The sequence below is a fragment of the Endozoicomonas sp. 2B-B genome (assembly GCF_053470045.1).
On the sequence record NZ_JBLZMU010000001.1, the window covers coordinates 6002640 to 6017081 of the forward strand.

General features: G+C 48.8%; 11 protein-coding genes. 8 read left to right on the top strand and 3 right to left on the bottom strand.

All coding sequences use genetic code 11. The features are described 5' to 3' along the window. Positions 1-87: 87 nt before the first annotated feature. Both argE and argA read left to right on the top strand, forming a co-directional pair. The gene (argE, locus tag ACOMHB_RS22220; protein ID WP_448218243.1) at positions 88-1242 is read left to right on the top strand and encodes an acetylornithine deacetylase; all 1155 of its coding nucleotides are present in this window, start codon (positions 88-90) and stop codon (positions 1240-1242) included. Between the two features lie 31 nt (positions 1243-1273). After that, positions 1274-2578, top strand: a complete 1305-nt coding sequence (gene argA, locus ACOMHB_RS22225; protein WP_448218244.1) for an amino-acid N-acetyltransferase — start codon at positions 1274-1276, stop codon at positions 2576-2578. A 22-nt stretch (positions 2579-2600) separates the two neighbouring features. On the opposite strand, the gene ACOMHB_RS22230 is transcribed toward argA, so the two are convergent. The 3 genes from ACOMHB_RS22230 to thiI all read right to left on the bottom strand — a co-directional run bounded on the left by ACOMHB_RS22230 (position 2601) and on the right by thiI (position 7164). Then, positions 2601-4976 (bottom strand): hypothetical protein, encoded by a 2376-nt coding sequence (locus ACOMHB_RS22230; protein ID WP_448218245.1) that lies wholly within the window; start codon positions 4974-4976, stop codon positions 2601-2603. Positions 4977-5182: 206 nt separating this feature from the next. Next, positions 5183-5695, bottom strand: a complete 513-nt coding sequence (locus tag ACOMHB_RS22235; RefSeq protein ID WP_422452513.1) for a dihydrofolate reductase — start codon at positions 5693-5695, stop codon at positions 5183-5185. 8 nt (positions 5696-5703) lie between these two features. Then, positions 5704-7164, bottom strand: a complete 1461-nt coding sequence (gene thiI, locus ACOMHB_RS22240) for a tRNA uracil 4-sulfurtransferase ThiI (RefSeq protein ID WP_422472339.1) — start codon at positions 7162-7164, stop codon at positions 5704-5706. A gap of 744 nt (positions 7165-7908) precedes the next feature. Here thiI and glnA point away from each other — a divergent pair. The 6 genes from glnA to ACOMHB_RS22270 all read left to right on the top strand — a co-directional run bounded on the left by glnA (position 7909) and on the right by ACOMHB_RS22270 (position 14442). Continuing rightward, positions 7909-9312, top strand: a complete 1404-nt coding sequence (glnA, locus tag ACOMHB_RS22245; protein WP_422135295.1) for a glutamate--ammonia ligase — start codon at positions 7909-7911, stop codon at positions 9310-9312. 253 nt (positions 9313-9565) lie between these two features. Then, entirely contained in the window at positions 9566-10087 is a 522-nt protein-coding gene (locus ACOMHB_RS22250; protein WP_422135296.1) for a DUF4124 domain-containing protein, read from the top strand. Between the two features lie 194 nt (positions 10088-10281). Continuing rightward, positions 10282-11388 (top strand): nitrogen regulation protein NR(II), encoded by a 1107-nt coding sequence (gene glnL, locus ACOMHB_RS22255; RefSeq protein WP_422135297.1) that lies wholly within the window; start codon positions 10282-10284, stop codon positions 11386-11388. Positions 11389-11391: 3 nt separating this feature from the next. Then, positions 11392-12819 carry a nitrogen regulation protein NR(I) gene (gene ntrC, locus ACOMHB_RS22260; protein WP_448218246.1) on the top strand — a complete coding sequence of 476 codons (1428 nt, stop codon included), beginning with the start codon at positions 11392-11394 and terminating at the stop codon, positions 12817-12819. 166 nt (positions 12820-12985) lie between these two features. Further along, positions 12986-13540: a hypothetical protein gene (locus tag ACOMHB_RS22265; protein WP_422410953.1), complete on the top strand. Its 555-nt coding sequence runs from the start codon at positions 12986-12988 to the stop codon at positions 13538-13540. Positions 13541-13692: 152 nt separating this feature from the next. Beyond that, positions 13693-14442 carry a fimbrial biogenesis chaperone gene (locus ACOMHB_RS22270; protein ID WP_448218247.1) on the top strand — a complete coding sequence of 250 codons (750 nt, stop codon included), beginning with the start codon at positions 13693-13695 and terminating at the stop codon, positions 14440-14442.

Below are 14442 nucleotides of genomic sequence, written 5' to 3' on the forward strand. Positions count from 1 at the left end.
GGCACTGGAAGGTTGACAGCCAGATGATCTGGCAGATTTGATTTATGCCTATCCAATTTTCCAACAATTAGAACCAGGGGCCTGATAATGTCTGGAATCCAGCAACCTGATCTGAAAGCAGTCCTGTCGCGGTTGATAGAGATTCCCTCTGTCAGTTCCACACAGCCTGAGCTGGATATGAGCAATATGCCGGTGATTCATGAACTGGCAGGCTGGCTTGAAACCATGGGCTTTTGCTGTGAGATCATACCCATTCCGGAAGCACCGCTGAAAGCCAACCTGATTGCCACTCTGGGCTCAGGTCCTGGTGGATTAGTTCTGGCAGGCCATACCGATACCGTGCCATACAATGAAAATCTCTGGCAATTCGACCCTTTCTCACTCAATGAATCCGATAACCGGTTTTACGGTCTGGGCATCTGCGATATGAAGGGATTCTTTGGTCTCGTCATGGAAGCAGTAAAAGATTATCTGAAAGCACCTCTGAAGGCCCCCTTGATTATTCTGGCAACAGCAGACGAAGAATCCTCCATGAGTGGTGCCCGGGCCCTGGCTGCTGCAGGTAAACCCAGGGGGCGTTATGCGGTGGTGGGTGAGCCTACCGGTATGCAACCAGTCTATATGCATAAAGGTATCATGATGGAACGCATTCGGATTCTCGGACAGTCCGGTCATTCGAGCAACCCGGCCCTTGGCAGGAATGCAATGGAAACAGCTCATAAAGTAATCACTGAAATCATGGCGTTCCGGGAAGAGCTGGCCGGTAAATACAATAATCCCGGATTTGCTGTGCCTACCCCTACCATCAACCTCGGTTGCATTCATGGTGGCGACAACCCTAACAGAATCTGTGGCCACTGTGATCTGGACTTCGACGTGCGCCTTCTGCCTGGTATGGACAGCCGGGAGCTGAGAGAAAGCCTGAAACAGCGTCTTCTCCCCATCGCCAGAGCCGATAATGTAAAACTTTCTCTGAACGCGATTCACGACAGTATTGATCCATTTACAGGCTCTGCCGACTCTCCCCTGGTGAAAACCTGTGAAAATCTAACCGGCTATTCAGCAAAATCCGTTGCTTTTACTACGGAAGCGCCTTTCTTCAGCCGAATGGGGATGGATACAGTCGTGCTGGGTCCGGGTGATATCGATCAGGCTCATCAACCTGATGAATACCTTTCCATGGACAGAATTCACCCAACCATTGAGCTATTGAGATCTTTGATACGGCAATTCTGCCTCTGATTAACAGCGGGATGAAGATAAACAAACAGCCATGAACTTGAACAAGAACTACGTAAAATTTTTCCGACAGAGTTCGCCTTACATTCATGCCCATCATGGCAAAACGTTTGTCATTACTCTGGGCGGTGAAGCTCTGGCAAGCCCTAATCTGAACAATATCATCAACGATATTGCCCTGCTCAACAGCCTGGGCGTTCGACTGGTTCTTGTCCACGGTGCCCGACCTCAGATCGAGGAGCGTCTCAGAGCCAGAGGCCTTGAGTCCAGATTTCACAACGAAATACGGATTACGGATCGTCAGTGCCTTGAATGCGTGATGGACGCTGTGGGTAATCTTCGCGCACGAATTGAATCCAAGCTTTCACTCGGTCTGGTTAACTCTCCCATGCACGGGGCCAGCATTCGAGTCATCAGTGGCAATTTCGTCACCGCAAAACCTCTGGGTGTGATCGATGGGCAGAATTTTCTCCACACCGGTGCTATTCGCAAAATAGATAAAGAAGCAATCCAGCAGCAGCTCGACAGTGGCTACATAGTTCTTCTCTCCTGCCTCGGTCATTCACCGACTGGCGAGCTTTTCAACATGGAGGTGGAAGAAGTCGCTACCCACACAGCCATCCACCTTGAAGCCGAAAAACTACTTTTGTACTCAAGGTTTGAAGGTGTGCAGGATCGACAGGGGCAACAGATCAGCCGTCTTTCCCCCCAGGAAGCTGAAAAAGTCCTCAAGGACCTTCATGGTGAGGACAGAAGACTGCTTTCCTCAGCCATTACCGCCTGCCACGGCGGTGTGGAACGCTCACAGCTGATCAGCTTCGAGCAGGACGGTTCTCTGCTAATGGAGCTTTTTACCCGTGATGGATCTGGCACGATGGTTTCTCGTGATCGTTATGAAGAAATTCGTATGGCCAGCATTGAGGATGTGGGGGGAATCCTGGCGCTTATCAGGCCTCTGGAACAAAAAGGCATCCTCAGAAGGCGTTCAAGAAAAGAGCTGGAGCGTGAGATTCGGCTGTTCCGGGTCATTTCTCTGGACGGCATGATTATTGGCTGTGCGGCTATCCATTTGTTTGCGGGAGAAAAGGTCGCGGAGCTGGCCTGTCTCGTCGTACACCCTGATTACCGGAAGAAAAACCGTGGCGATCTTCTTCTCAGTGCTATAGAAGAACAGGCTGCCCAACAGGGAATGGATACGCTGTTTGTATTAACGACCCAGACCAGCCATTGGTTTCTGGAACGAGGTTTTTCTGAATCCACCCAGAAGTCTTTGCCTATGGAGAAGCGCAATCAATACAATGAGGAGAGACAATCCAAAGTTCTGGTCAAGAAACTCTGAGACACAAGAAAGTTTATTGCCCTCAAATAGAGGTCTGTGGGGGAATAATATGGCTCATTTTCTGATCCCAGGAAGCGGTTTTGGTCATAACGCTCTCATAGTATTTACCAATAGCTCCCATCATCATTTCAGAAATGATTTGATGGTGATATTGGCGTCGTAGAATTAACACAGCTGCCTCCCGATCATCCATATGATCAAACATGGGGGAGCCTGGGGTAATCTGACTCAACTGCTGTTGGAGCCTGACTTCTTTCATGATGTCTTTATGAGAGTCATGCAGTTTCAGCATACGATCAACAAAGTCTTCCAGCTGATCTTTAGCCAACCTTCTCATGGTATTCATTTCTTCCCGTCCGGTTCTTTTTCTCTGACCCTGCCAATCCCAGACCATACTTTTGCCTGTCTTCTTTCCAATAATACGTTCAAATCGCTCTTTGTTTACTGCCTCGTTGTAACGATCAACAAAAAGATCTGCCAGAAAGAAAAAACCAAAGATAATTAATCCGTCAACGGTGGGCTTGGGCACGTGAGGTGAAATTTCCAATGCTGGCCTCCTTTCGGAAGCATGCCAGACCACTTTAAAGCCATGAAGCATGGTTGATTTAATGGCTCCCTTCAACCAGACATTTAAATAAGTTCTGACACCATTCTCAGCCAGTATCAGTGCATTGGCCACCCTGTCGGCATGAGTGTTAAAGCGACTCTTTTCTTCTTCGCTCAGCTCTATATCGGGCATTTCTTCTGCCAGTATCCGCTCCAGCTCCTCCACAGCCTCTTTGGAAGTAATAGAGCCGTCACCGGTTAAATCATCGGTCATTTTCGGGAAGACTTTTTGCAGCCATCCCGTCTGTCTGGTCTTGAAGTGGTATGACTTGCCGATCACTCGAGGATCATTGGCCGCATCACTGAACAAGCGTTCTCTTTTCTCCGGGTCCATGTTTTTGAATTTACCGTTCCACAGCTGATCCAGAACCGGCTCCCATTCTTGATCCATTCTCTCAACGTCGCTGACGGCTGCTGTGTAGAAGCGCCTGTAGAGTTTGAAAGCATCTTGCAGGTTGCGTCTGCGATACAGGTATCGAGCTTTGCCTTCCTCCAGACGTATCACGGCTTCAAGATTGCTCTCATCTTTCTCTCTTTCCATCTCCAATCTCATCTGAGCGTCTTTTTCCAGCGCAGAATAGGCAGTGAAGATGCGGGTTAAGGTTTCATGACTGCAGATGTATCTCAGGCTTTTCAGGAAGACCCGAAATTTCTTGTCATCCATCTCTGACAAGACACCCAGATCATTCACCTCCAGTTTGTAATCAGCGGATGCTTCTGCCCTCTGTAAAGCCCTGATCGCTTTGGTCATCCGAATCAGCTCAGTACCACCACTCCATACACCGTACCAGGCAATATAACTGAATAGAGCCGCTGCAGCGGCAATCCCCCCTGACACCAGACCTATCAGCACGGTACTGACCACTATGGCAGCAGAATTAAGACTAAAGAACCTTTTATTCCTGAGAAAATGGCGTTTGATCCTGTCACGGGTATCCGTATTCTTTAGCTTGATACCCCCCCCTTTATCCACAACATTCTGAATATGGGTCCTGTCGACTTTATCCAGGTGGTAACGAGTCGCTTTGGGTCTTTCAAGTCCGGGAGGGGTTGCTGCAGGATTAGAAGGGTCAAACCTGCTGACGGGATCTTTTCCTCTTCTGCCCGGTGCCTGTTTGACCGGTGCGTGAGTCTCTGGTGCAAACCGCCAGCGCACCGCATTCTTGATTTCAAGAATACGTTCAAACGTGATGTCCGTATCGTTGAGCAGCCCTGTATCCTGTGCCAGTTTGACAATCGTAGCTTCCGCTGTGTCAGCATCCACATTGAAGTCTCTCACGGTGCTCTGAATTAAGTCCGGTATCAGAGCCCTTTTCAAAAAGCCAACGGGCAGAGTTCGATCTTCTGCAAGGTATTTATAAGTCAACTCAACGGTAGAACAGGAAACGGTTTTTCTGACTTCGGTGAGAACCTGTTCACTGATTTTTTCACTGCCTCCTGACAGCACCAGTTTCAATGCTTCGCCTTTTTTCTCTTCACCCAGCACACAAACACGGTGATAGGCCATGGCGCAAGCAATATGGTAGTCACGCAGACTGCGCTGGACAGGGGAAGAGAGTTCTTCGTGGGCAGCATAGCGGAATGAGTCGTAAACCCTGAGTGCCTTTGCTGCTGAGGGACCTCCGCCAAATAGACGCTTGATAAAACCGCCTATGCGCGAGAAAACAAAGCGCCCCCGCCATCGACCGTAATCAATCTGACCCAGGCTGGAATCTTCTGAAGTTCTAACGGTCTCTGTTCGCTCTGTAGCAGAGAGAGGAGAACCTCTTTGGTTCCTGATCTCTGATGGCATGCCTCTCAATCCCTGAGAAATAGATGATGAATCGAAACGTTTTTTATTAGATAAGATGATTAAAAAATACAAAAGCAATAATATTTAAACTATAGCCGCCTCAGGGCTGCTGTGGTTTTGTTTTACGCTTGTAATCACTAAAAACAGCTGTAAATAAGAAAAGCCAACTTGATTTAGCTGGCTTATACGGCAGGGAGACCAGGACCTCAGACGGACTTGCGATCGAGCACCTGATAACTGAACTCCAGGGCCTGATCATCTTCAGAGACCTGATCTTCCCTGGCGGTAATATCCCATTCACTGTCATCGATTTCCGGAAAAAATGCGTCACCATCAAACGATTTGAAGACTTTGGTCAGATAAAGCCGATCAGCTCTGTCCAGGGCCTGACGATAAATCTGCTCACCACCAATCACCATGATTTCTTCATTGCCATTGATCATGGATACATCTTCCGCCAAAGAAATGGCATCCTCAAGACTGTGCACCACCCTGACCCCCTCATGATGCCAGTCTTTGTCACGGGTAATGACAATATTGGTTCGACCCGGCAGAGGCTTGCGCAGTGAATCAAACGTCTTGCGTCCCATAATTACAGGCTTACCCATGGTGACAGCCTTGAAATAGCGGAGATCTCCGGGCAAGTACCAGGGCATTTTATTATTGATGCCGATGGCATGGTTTTTGGCAACGGCGGCAATCATGGCAATTTTCATCATCTTATCGGTTACTTTTTCCCTGGGTTGTAGACGCCGACATTCTCATGCCCTTCGTCACGAAGGTGCATGGCGTGCAACTGACTCATCACCCCTTTTTCGCAGTAGAGCAGGTAGTGCTTATCTTTATCCAGTTCAGCAAATTTTGTCCTGAGCTGATAGAAAGGAATCGTCAGTACTTCTCGGTCATTGAGATCAAAGGGCTTGATCTCTTCTTCATCCGGATGGCGGATATCAACAACAATGTCGTCTTGTTCCGCAGTCTCGAACACCTCAACTTCTTCACGAGTCAGGTCATCGGCAATGATATCAGAAACGGAAACCTTACGACGATCGACTACCGCCGCATCCAGAATGGAGAAATCAAAACGGGCTTCTTGCGCTGCAATTTTTTCCGGCTTGGCCCTGGTGGTCGGATTTTTCGAGATCACCGCACAATACTCGGGAATATTTTTTACCAATTCCTCTGAACCGATCCTGACTGAGATATCAATGATGTCCTGCTTATCCATGGCAATAAGCGGACGCAAGACCAGATGATCGGTAGCCGAATCAATAACCGCCAGGTTGGTGAGTGTCTGGCTGGAAACCTGGGCAACGGCTTCTCCGGTGACTACGGCTTCAACATACATCTCTTTTGCCACCCGGGTTGCAGCTCTCAACATCATCCGCTTGAGAACAACGCCCATCTGGGAGTTATCTACCTTGGTCAGAATCTCTTCGACAACCCCTTCAAAAGGAACCGTAACAAAGTTGACGTTATGGGACGAGCCAAAGCGGCTCCAGAGATAATAAGCCACCTCTTTCACCGCCAGCTCATGGGCATGGCCACCCAGATTGAAGAAACAGAAGTGGGTTCTGATACCCCGTTTCATGGTCAGGAAACTTGAAACTGTCGAGTCAAAGCCACCAGAGATTAGCGATAATACAGGCTCCATAGAGCCCAGTGGGTAGCCACCCAACCCATTACCACGGTTCGTGACCAGGAAATAACGGTCGCCCCTGATCTCAATTTTTACGACAACGTCCGGATTTTTGAGCTTGACACCCGCCGCTTCAGTTCGGGCATTCAGGCCACCACCCACGTATCGCTCCACATCAATAGACTGAAAGTCATGTTTACCTGAGCGTTGACAGGTAACCCGGAAGGTTTTCCCGGCCAGCAATTCACGATTCACTGCCAGAGCATTATGCATAATGTCATCCAGGTCAGTCAGCGGATACTCAACCACCTGTTGCCAGTACGCTATACCGGGAATATGGCTCAACAGATCGGAGACCTGAGCCACCAGCTGAGAATCATCATGACCAGTGGCCAGCTCGATAAAATCCCAGGTGCCAGCCACCTCAACGTCTTCATCAACCCGTTTGAGAATGGTACGAATATTCTTGCGCAGCTGCTTAATAAAACGCTTTCTCACCGGAGGCGTCTTAATGGTAATTTCAGGAAACAGCTTGATGATGAACTTCATAGAATTGTATGTCCGGTGCTCTCCCATCGGAAAAATGTCACCACAGAAAAGTGCCACTGCAAGTCAGGAAGAGAACCCGGTCCAGATGCCAGTTAGGAAAATTAAGAAACGAATCCACACGATTATACAGAAGACTCCCAGACACCGTTAACCCCGGCTGGTAGCAGACAATTCGCTTAGACACCTCGTAAAGGCCACATGGTTGTTAGTAGTCCCTGCAGATTCACGCTACACTGGGCTCCGCCTGGGAATGGTTTTGCGGATATTTAACGGGCAAATGCACCAAACCGAAACGCTCTCAAAGTCTGGCGCACTTTTTTTGTGCGCTTATTCGATTTAATGAGATTCTTTTCGGTGCAACCACCTGCATTCGGCTTATACTCAGGCATGTTCACGTTTTAGAACTCAGCAAAATCAACCGGTTTTCGATACTGGCACAGCAATTGCTGAGACGGTGTCGGCACAGCCGCCAATGCGGCACAATACGACTAAATGTTGGTAAACCGCCATAACGATTGACAAGTCTCTAGGAGCCTGACCGAGAATAGCGCCCGTAGCGAGGACGGCAGAAAATTGAGGATGAAAATTCGGTTTTGTGAGGAGAATAGCGAGCTATTTGACGAACAAAAGCGGATTTTCAGACCAATTTGCTGCCGCCGCAGTAGGGCAGTCTATTCTCGGTCAGGCTCCTACAATCGACCTGCGGTGCTCAACGAGAGCTATAGTCCTTTGGAGGAATAATAAATGTCCAAGACCCTGAATTTGATCAAGGATCACGATGTAAAATGGGTTGACCTTCGTTTTACCGATACCCGTGGTAAAGAACAGCATGTTTCCCTGCCGGTCGGCGAAGTCGATGCCGAATTCTTCGAGCTGGGTAAAATGTTCGACGGTTCCTCCATTGCTGGCTGGAAAGGCATCAATGAATCCGACATGATCCTGATGCCTGATGACAACAGCTCAGTCATCGATCCTTTTACTGACGAAACTACTCTGAACATTCGTTGCGACATCATCGAGCCTTCAACCATGCAGGGCTACGAGCGTGACCCACGTTCTGTTGCCAAGCGTGCTGAAGAGTACCTGAAGTCTACTGGTATTGCTGACACGGCTTTCTTTGGTCCGGAGCCGGAATTCTTCGTATTTGACGATGTTAAGTGGAACGTTGACATTTCCGGTGCTTCATACCAAATCAACTCTGAAGAAGCGGCCTGGTCTTCCAGCAAGTCTTTCGAAGGTGGCAATATCGGCCACCGACCAAAAGTTAAAGGCGGTTACTTCCCGGTTCCTCCCGTCGATTCACTGCACGATATTCGTGCTGCCATGTGCACAGCGATGGAAGCTCAGGGCCTGGGCGTTGAAGTACATCACCACGAAGTAGGTACTGCGGGCCAGTGTGAAATCGGTGTTAAATTCAACACCATGGTAGCCAAGGCTGACGAAGTTCAGATCCTGAAATACGCCGTACACAATGTTGCTCACGCTTACGGTAAAACTGCCACCTTCATGCCCAAGCCTCTGGTGGGTGATAACGGCAGCGGTATGCACGTTCACATGTCCCTGAGCAAAGATGGTGAAAACCTGTTTGCTGGCGATGGCTATGCCGGTCTGAGCGAAAACGCTTTGTACTACATTGGTGGTGTCATTAAACACGCTAAAGCGATTAACGCTTTTGCCAATGCTTCCACCAACTCCTACAAGCGTCTGATCCCGGGCTTTGAAGCACCTGTTATGCTGGCTTACTCTGCCCGTAACCGTTCTGCTTCCATCCGTATTCCTTACGTAAACAGCCCCAAGGCCCGTCGTGTAGAAGTTCGCTTCCCTGACCCAACAGCTAACCCATACCTGGCGTTTGCTGCTCTGTTGATGGCTGGCCTGGACGGCATCAAGAACAAGATCCACCCTGGCGACGCTGCCGACAAGGATCTTTACGACCTGCCTGCAGAAGAAGCGGCTGAAATCCCGACCGTTGCAGAAAGCTTCGAAGAAGCTCTGGCCGCTCTGGATGCCGACCGTGAATTCCTGACTACCGGCGGTGTATTCACTGACGACATGATCGACGCTTACATCGAACTGAAGAAAGAAGAGTGTGTACAGGTAAGCCAGACCACTCATCCTGCTGAGTTCGATCTCTACTACAGTGTGTAAACGAATAGGGCAGTAACTACTCCTGTTATCAAAAGCCCAAATGCCGGAGTGTCTATCGCTACAGATAGCACTCCGGCTGTTATTCAAGTCCCCTCTATTTCATATCCCCAATACTCGCTTTAAAGTCCTTTCATCGCCTTTTTTTGTCCTTTCTTTGTCCTTTCTTGACCGCACGGATGCAAACAGGTGCGCTCTACAGTACTCTAGGAGAACCCGGAATCAGCCTTAGATCACCATGAAAAGAATAATATTTATGTTATTGCTGGCCCTACCCCTGCCTGGACAAGCCTCTGAAATTTATAAAACGGTCGACAAGAATGGCAATGTCACATTCACTGACAGCCCTGGCGCCCGTGAAAAGGCTGAGCCGGTAGAACTCACTCCCATTACCAGCATACCCTCTACCCAGACAACAGGTCGCTCGTCCATCAAGCCGTTGAATAACCATAAAGAGGGCATTTATCCAGTCTTCACGATTACCGAACCTGCCAATGATTCAACCGTCAGAGATAATGGCAACTTCACCGTTAAAGTCAGCCTGAAACCAAGACTGGTAAAAGGTCACACTTTGTCCTTGTCAGTTGATGGCGTTCAGCAGGGCCCCCCCCAGAGAAACCCTCAATTCAAGCTGAAAAATGTCGATCGAGGTACTCACCAGCTGTCAGTGACCATTCTTGACCCTAAAGGCAAAACCTTAAAAACCGCCAAAAGCACTGTGCATGTGCAGAGAACGGTTTTCAGACCTCCCACACCGGTTCCAACACCAGCCCTCTGAAACTACTGATCGCACTATGTTGGTGCGCTTTGATAAACTGACTTATAATTCGGAGCCTCTCGACTCTTTTCAGTAGTGTGACCTGATGCAAAAAGGTCACACACTGAAAGAGATTGGCAACAGTTGGTTCAATTCTTGCGTAATGTTTTACCAGACCATGAAATAACAACCACCACTTATCCGGGTGTCAGTCGGTGATCAATGAATTTGTACTGGAAAATCTAAACACGGCCATTATTGCTCTGGATCAGGAGCTTCGTGTCTCCTTCATCAACCATGCTGCTGAAGCACTCCTGGATATCAGCGAAAAGAGCGGTCTGCAATTGCCCCCGCCGCAGTCGCTTGACCATGGCTCCATGATGAAAGACCTGCAGCGAGCCCTGGAGCAGAACCAGCAATTTACCCGCAGAGAGTCAGAAATAGTGATTCATGGAGCCCCAGTACTGGTTGATTACACGATTACTCCCGTGGAAAACCAGCACGCCTGCCTGCTGGTAGAGATTCACCCAAGAGACAGGTTGCAACGCATCACTCGTGAAGAATCTCTGATTGCCAAGCAGGAAACCTCACGTATTCTCGCCCGTGGACTCGCTCATGAAATCAAGAATCCACTGGGAGGTATAAGAGGCGCAGCCCAACTATTGGATAAACAACTGGATGACAAAGAACTCAGTGAGTTCACACAGATCATCATTGAGGAAGCGGATAGACTCAGAGACCTGGTTGACCAGATGCTCGGCCCCATCAAACCCCCGAGCATGAACAGTCTGAATATTCACGAGGTGCTGGAAAGGGTTATCCAGCTGATACATGCAGAGACCGGTGGTCAGCTGTCTATTGTGAAAGATTATGATCCCAGTATTCCTGATCTTCCTGCTGACAGGGAGCGGCTGATTCAAGCCATTCTCAACCTGGTGCGTAACGCCATGCAGGCCATAGAACAGCACATGCCTTTAAGTGATGGTCAAATAGCCATTCAAAGCCGTATATCCAGACAGTTCACGATTGGCAATCAACGACGGAAGCTCGTTTGTCGTCTGTCCATTATTGACAATGGTCCCGGTATTCCTGAGCACCTTAAGGAAAATATTTTTTACCCCATGATTAGTGGCAGAGCAGAAGGAACCGGCCTCGGGCTACCCATGGCCCAGTACATTATCAGCCAGCATCAGGGGTTAATTGAATGTGACAGTAAACCGGGGCAGACGTGCTTTCACGTCTATCTCCCGCTAACGATTAATCAGCCTTCATCCCAACCGTCTTACATCAGACAGTCTTCAGCGGATAAACAACAGGAGTAATTAATGAGTATGGACTCTAAAGTCTGGATTATTGATGATGATCGCTCTATCCGCTGGGTGCTAGAAAAGGCACTGGCCGGAGAGCAGATCGCAGTCGATGTGTTTGACTCTGCCGACAAGGCTCTGCGGGAACTGCAATACTCTCAGCCTGAAGCCATAATCAGCGATGTCAGAATGCCCGGTACCAATGGGCTGGAATTCCTCAAGGAAGTTCACGAAACCTACCCGGATCTGCCTGTCATCATTATGACCGCCCACTCAGATCTTGAAAGCGCTGTCTCCTCCTATCAGGGTGGCGCTTTTGAATATCTTCCCAAACCCTTTGATATAGACGATGCCGTTTCATTGGCCAAACGTGCCATTGAGCACAGCTGCCAGAAAAAGACAGAACAGGTGATTGAGGCGGTTGATAACGGTACAGAGATTATCGGTGAGGCACCTGCCATGCAGGAAGTCTTCCGTGCCATTGGCAGGCTATCGCAGTCCAATATTACTGTACTCATCAATGGTGAATCTGGCACAGGTAAAGAACTGGTTGCCCAGGCACTGCACAAGCACAGCCCCAGAGCCAATAATCCTTTTATTGCCCTGAATATGGCAGCCATACCCAGGGACCTGATTGAATCAGAACTCTTTGGCCATGAAAAAGGGGCATTCACCGGTGCCGGTGCCATGCGCAAGGGGCGCTTTGAACAGTCTCAGAACGGCACACTGTTTCTTGACGAAATAGGAGATATGCCCGCAGAAACACAAACCCGTCTACTTCGGGTACTTGCAGACGGTGAGTTCTATCGGGTGGGTGGTCATACTCCGGTAAAAGTCAATGTCCGCATTATTGCAGCCACTCACCAGAATCTCGAAAAACTGGTTGAGGAAGGCTCATTTCGAGAAGACTTATTCCATCGACTCAATGTGATTCGTGTTCACCTGCCAAGACTCAGAGAACGCTCAGAAGATATCCCTGTTCTGGCCAGACATTTCCTGGACAGGGCCGCCAAAGAACTGAACGTTGAGCCCAAAGTACTCACCCAGGAAACAGCGAAATTTATTGCCAGTCTGGAATGGCCCGGTAATGTCAGACAGCTGGAGAACACTTGTCGCTGGCTGACGGTGATGGCTTCAGGCCGGGAAGTACTGATCTCTGACCTTCCACCTGAACTGTTGAGCCAGCCCGACAGTGGCCCGGTCACTCCCCAGTCAGGCAACTGGGAGCAGCAGCTTCGTCTCTGGGCAGACAGAGAGCTTGCAGCAGGACACAGCGGCATTCTGGACAAAGCTATCCCGGCTTTTGAAAAGATCATGATTGAATCAGCTCTGCAACACACAGGAGGTCGAAAAAGAGATGCTTCCGAGCTATTAGGCTGGGGCAGAAACACCCTCACCCGTAAAATAAAAGAGCTGGAAATGTCCGACAAAGCTTTGACAGAATAACGCTCATGGAATCGGGGGGAGCCGTTTCTCTGACGGTATCCCTCCATTGGACACATCAACATGCCCGAATATCTTCCGCTACTACCCGATAAACTGTCCTGCCAAACAAGTCTCTGAGAATTTCTATACTCCACTTAGGTAACACCAGACAGGAAGTAGGTGTAATATGAAACTCTCAGCAATGGTCTGCAGAGGCTTAGTCGCCTCATTAGTTATTCTCATCACGTCTTCGAGTTATTCTGCGCAGCAGGGCAATATTGGAAAAACATCCACAGGTTCTTTCGGTATTCGCCTGGTTATAAAGCCTAACTTGCAAGCCTCCATAGCAACTCCCTCCACATCACAAACGGATGACACGAATTCAAACGCTGCCAACCTCAATGACGCAACATCAACTGTTGCTAAATTCAATGAGGTGGAGCCTATTTGCATCAAGGGTACGGGAATTAATCAGTACTCTGTTGTCACAGAAGGTTCAGGAACAGGTGGCTCCTATGCGCTCAGAAATGATCAAAGTTCCTATAACTATGAAGTCGACCTCTGGTCTTCTAATCGCGAAGCCCAGGCCCTTAACAGTGGACAGAACAGTAACCCGATCAATGCACTGCCACGCAGCTCAGACTGTAATAACAGTGAAACGGGTTTTATGGTGAAACTACCTCAAGACGTGGCTCAGCAGCCTCTTGAAGGTGAGCTAAACTTGATCATCAATGCCGAATAAGACGCTTTATCAAAGGCTGTTTACCACAGGCGATAGTACCCGTAGAATGAAGGCCGAAGACTATTGCCTGATATTCAAACTCTGGTTCCCGTGCTTTTAGACCCACTGGGTCAAAACCGGGAACCAGTCGTGATGAAAAAGAGATCACTTCAGTGACTGGATCAGATTACAGAAACACAAAAGCCCAACAGATGCGGTCGTGGCTTAAACTTTGTCGTCTATCGATATTATTGGCTTTGGCACCTCTGGCTATAACCCTCAATGCTTTCGGCGCCATGTCACTGGATAAAATGATTGTTTATTTCGAGCCGAACAAATCCCCTCGTCAGGACATAGTCGTTACCAATCCGGATAAGGAAAACCTGTATCTGCAGACTGAGGTCTACAAAGTCGTTAATCCCGGCACCAAACAGGAAGAAAGGGTTCGTATTACCGACCCTTCCGAGCTGAAATTACTCAGCACGCCACAGAAAACCATTGTTGCCCCCAACAGTCGAAAAACCGTTCGACTGGTCAGCCTTGAGACACCAAAAACAACTGAGTCAGTCTACAGAGTAACCTTCAAACCCGTCGTCGGTGATCTGGAAGCCACCCAGAATGCCATTAAACTGCTGATTGCCTACCAGGCTCTGGTCTTTGTTCGCCCGGAAAATCCGGAATACAAAGTGACAGCCAGACGAGAGAAAGACTCAATCACTTTCACCAACAGTGGCAACGTTAATGTGGTATTGCGCAATGGACAATTTTGCTCAGACCAGAAAGGCAAACGTCAGTGTTCTGATATTGATGAGATTAAACGACTGTATGCTGGTCAGAGTTGGACATTGAAAATTCCCAGCAGCAAAACCCAAGTGGAATACGGTTTGTTCAATGGCAGCACAGAGGAAAGGAAAAAGTTCTAA

Bases quoted from the DNA above. Each gene is read 5' to 3' on its own strand.
- ACOMHB_RS22250 (WP_422135296.1), top strand. From the start codon at position 9,566: ATGTTATTGCTGGCCCTACCCCTGCCTGGACAAGCCTCTGAAATTTAT.
- ACOMHB_RS22230 (WP_448218245.1), bottom strand. From the start codon at position 4,976: ATGCCATCAGAGATCAGGAACCAAAGAGGTTCTCCTCTCTCTGCTACA.
- argA (WP_448218244.1), top strand. From the start codon at position 1,274: ATGAACTTGAACAAGAACTACGTAAAATTTTTCCGACAGAGTTCGCCT.
- glnA (WP_422135295.1), top strand. From the start codon at position 7,909: ATGTCCAAGACCCTGAATTTGATCAAGGATCACGATGTAAAATGGGTT.
- argE (WP_448218243.1), top strand. From the start codon at position 88: ATGTCTGGAATCCAGCAACCTGATCTGAAAGCAGTCCTGTCGCGGTTG.
- ACOMHB_RS22265 (WP_422410953.1), top strand. From the start codon at position 12,986: ATGAAACTCTCAGCAATGGTCTGCAGAGGCTTAGTCGCCTCATTAGTT.
- thiI (WP_422472339.1), bottom strand. From the start codon at position 7,164: ATGAAGTTCATCATCAAGCTGTTTCCTGAAATTACCATTAAGACGCCT.
- ACOMHB_RS22235 (WP_422452513.1), bottom strand. From the start codon at position 5,695: ATGATGAAAATTGCCATGATTGCCGCCGTTGCCAAAAACCATGCCATC.
- ntrC (WP_448218246.1), top strand. From the start codon at position 11,392: ATGAGTATGGACTCTAAAGTCTGGATTATTGATGATGATCGCTCTATC.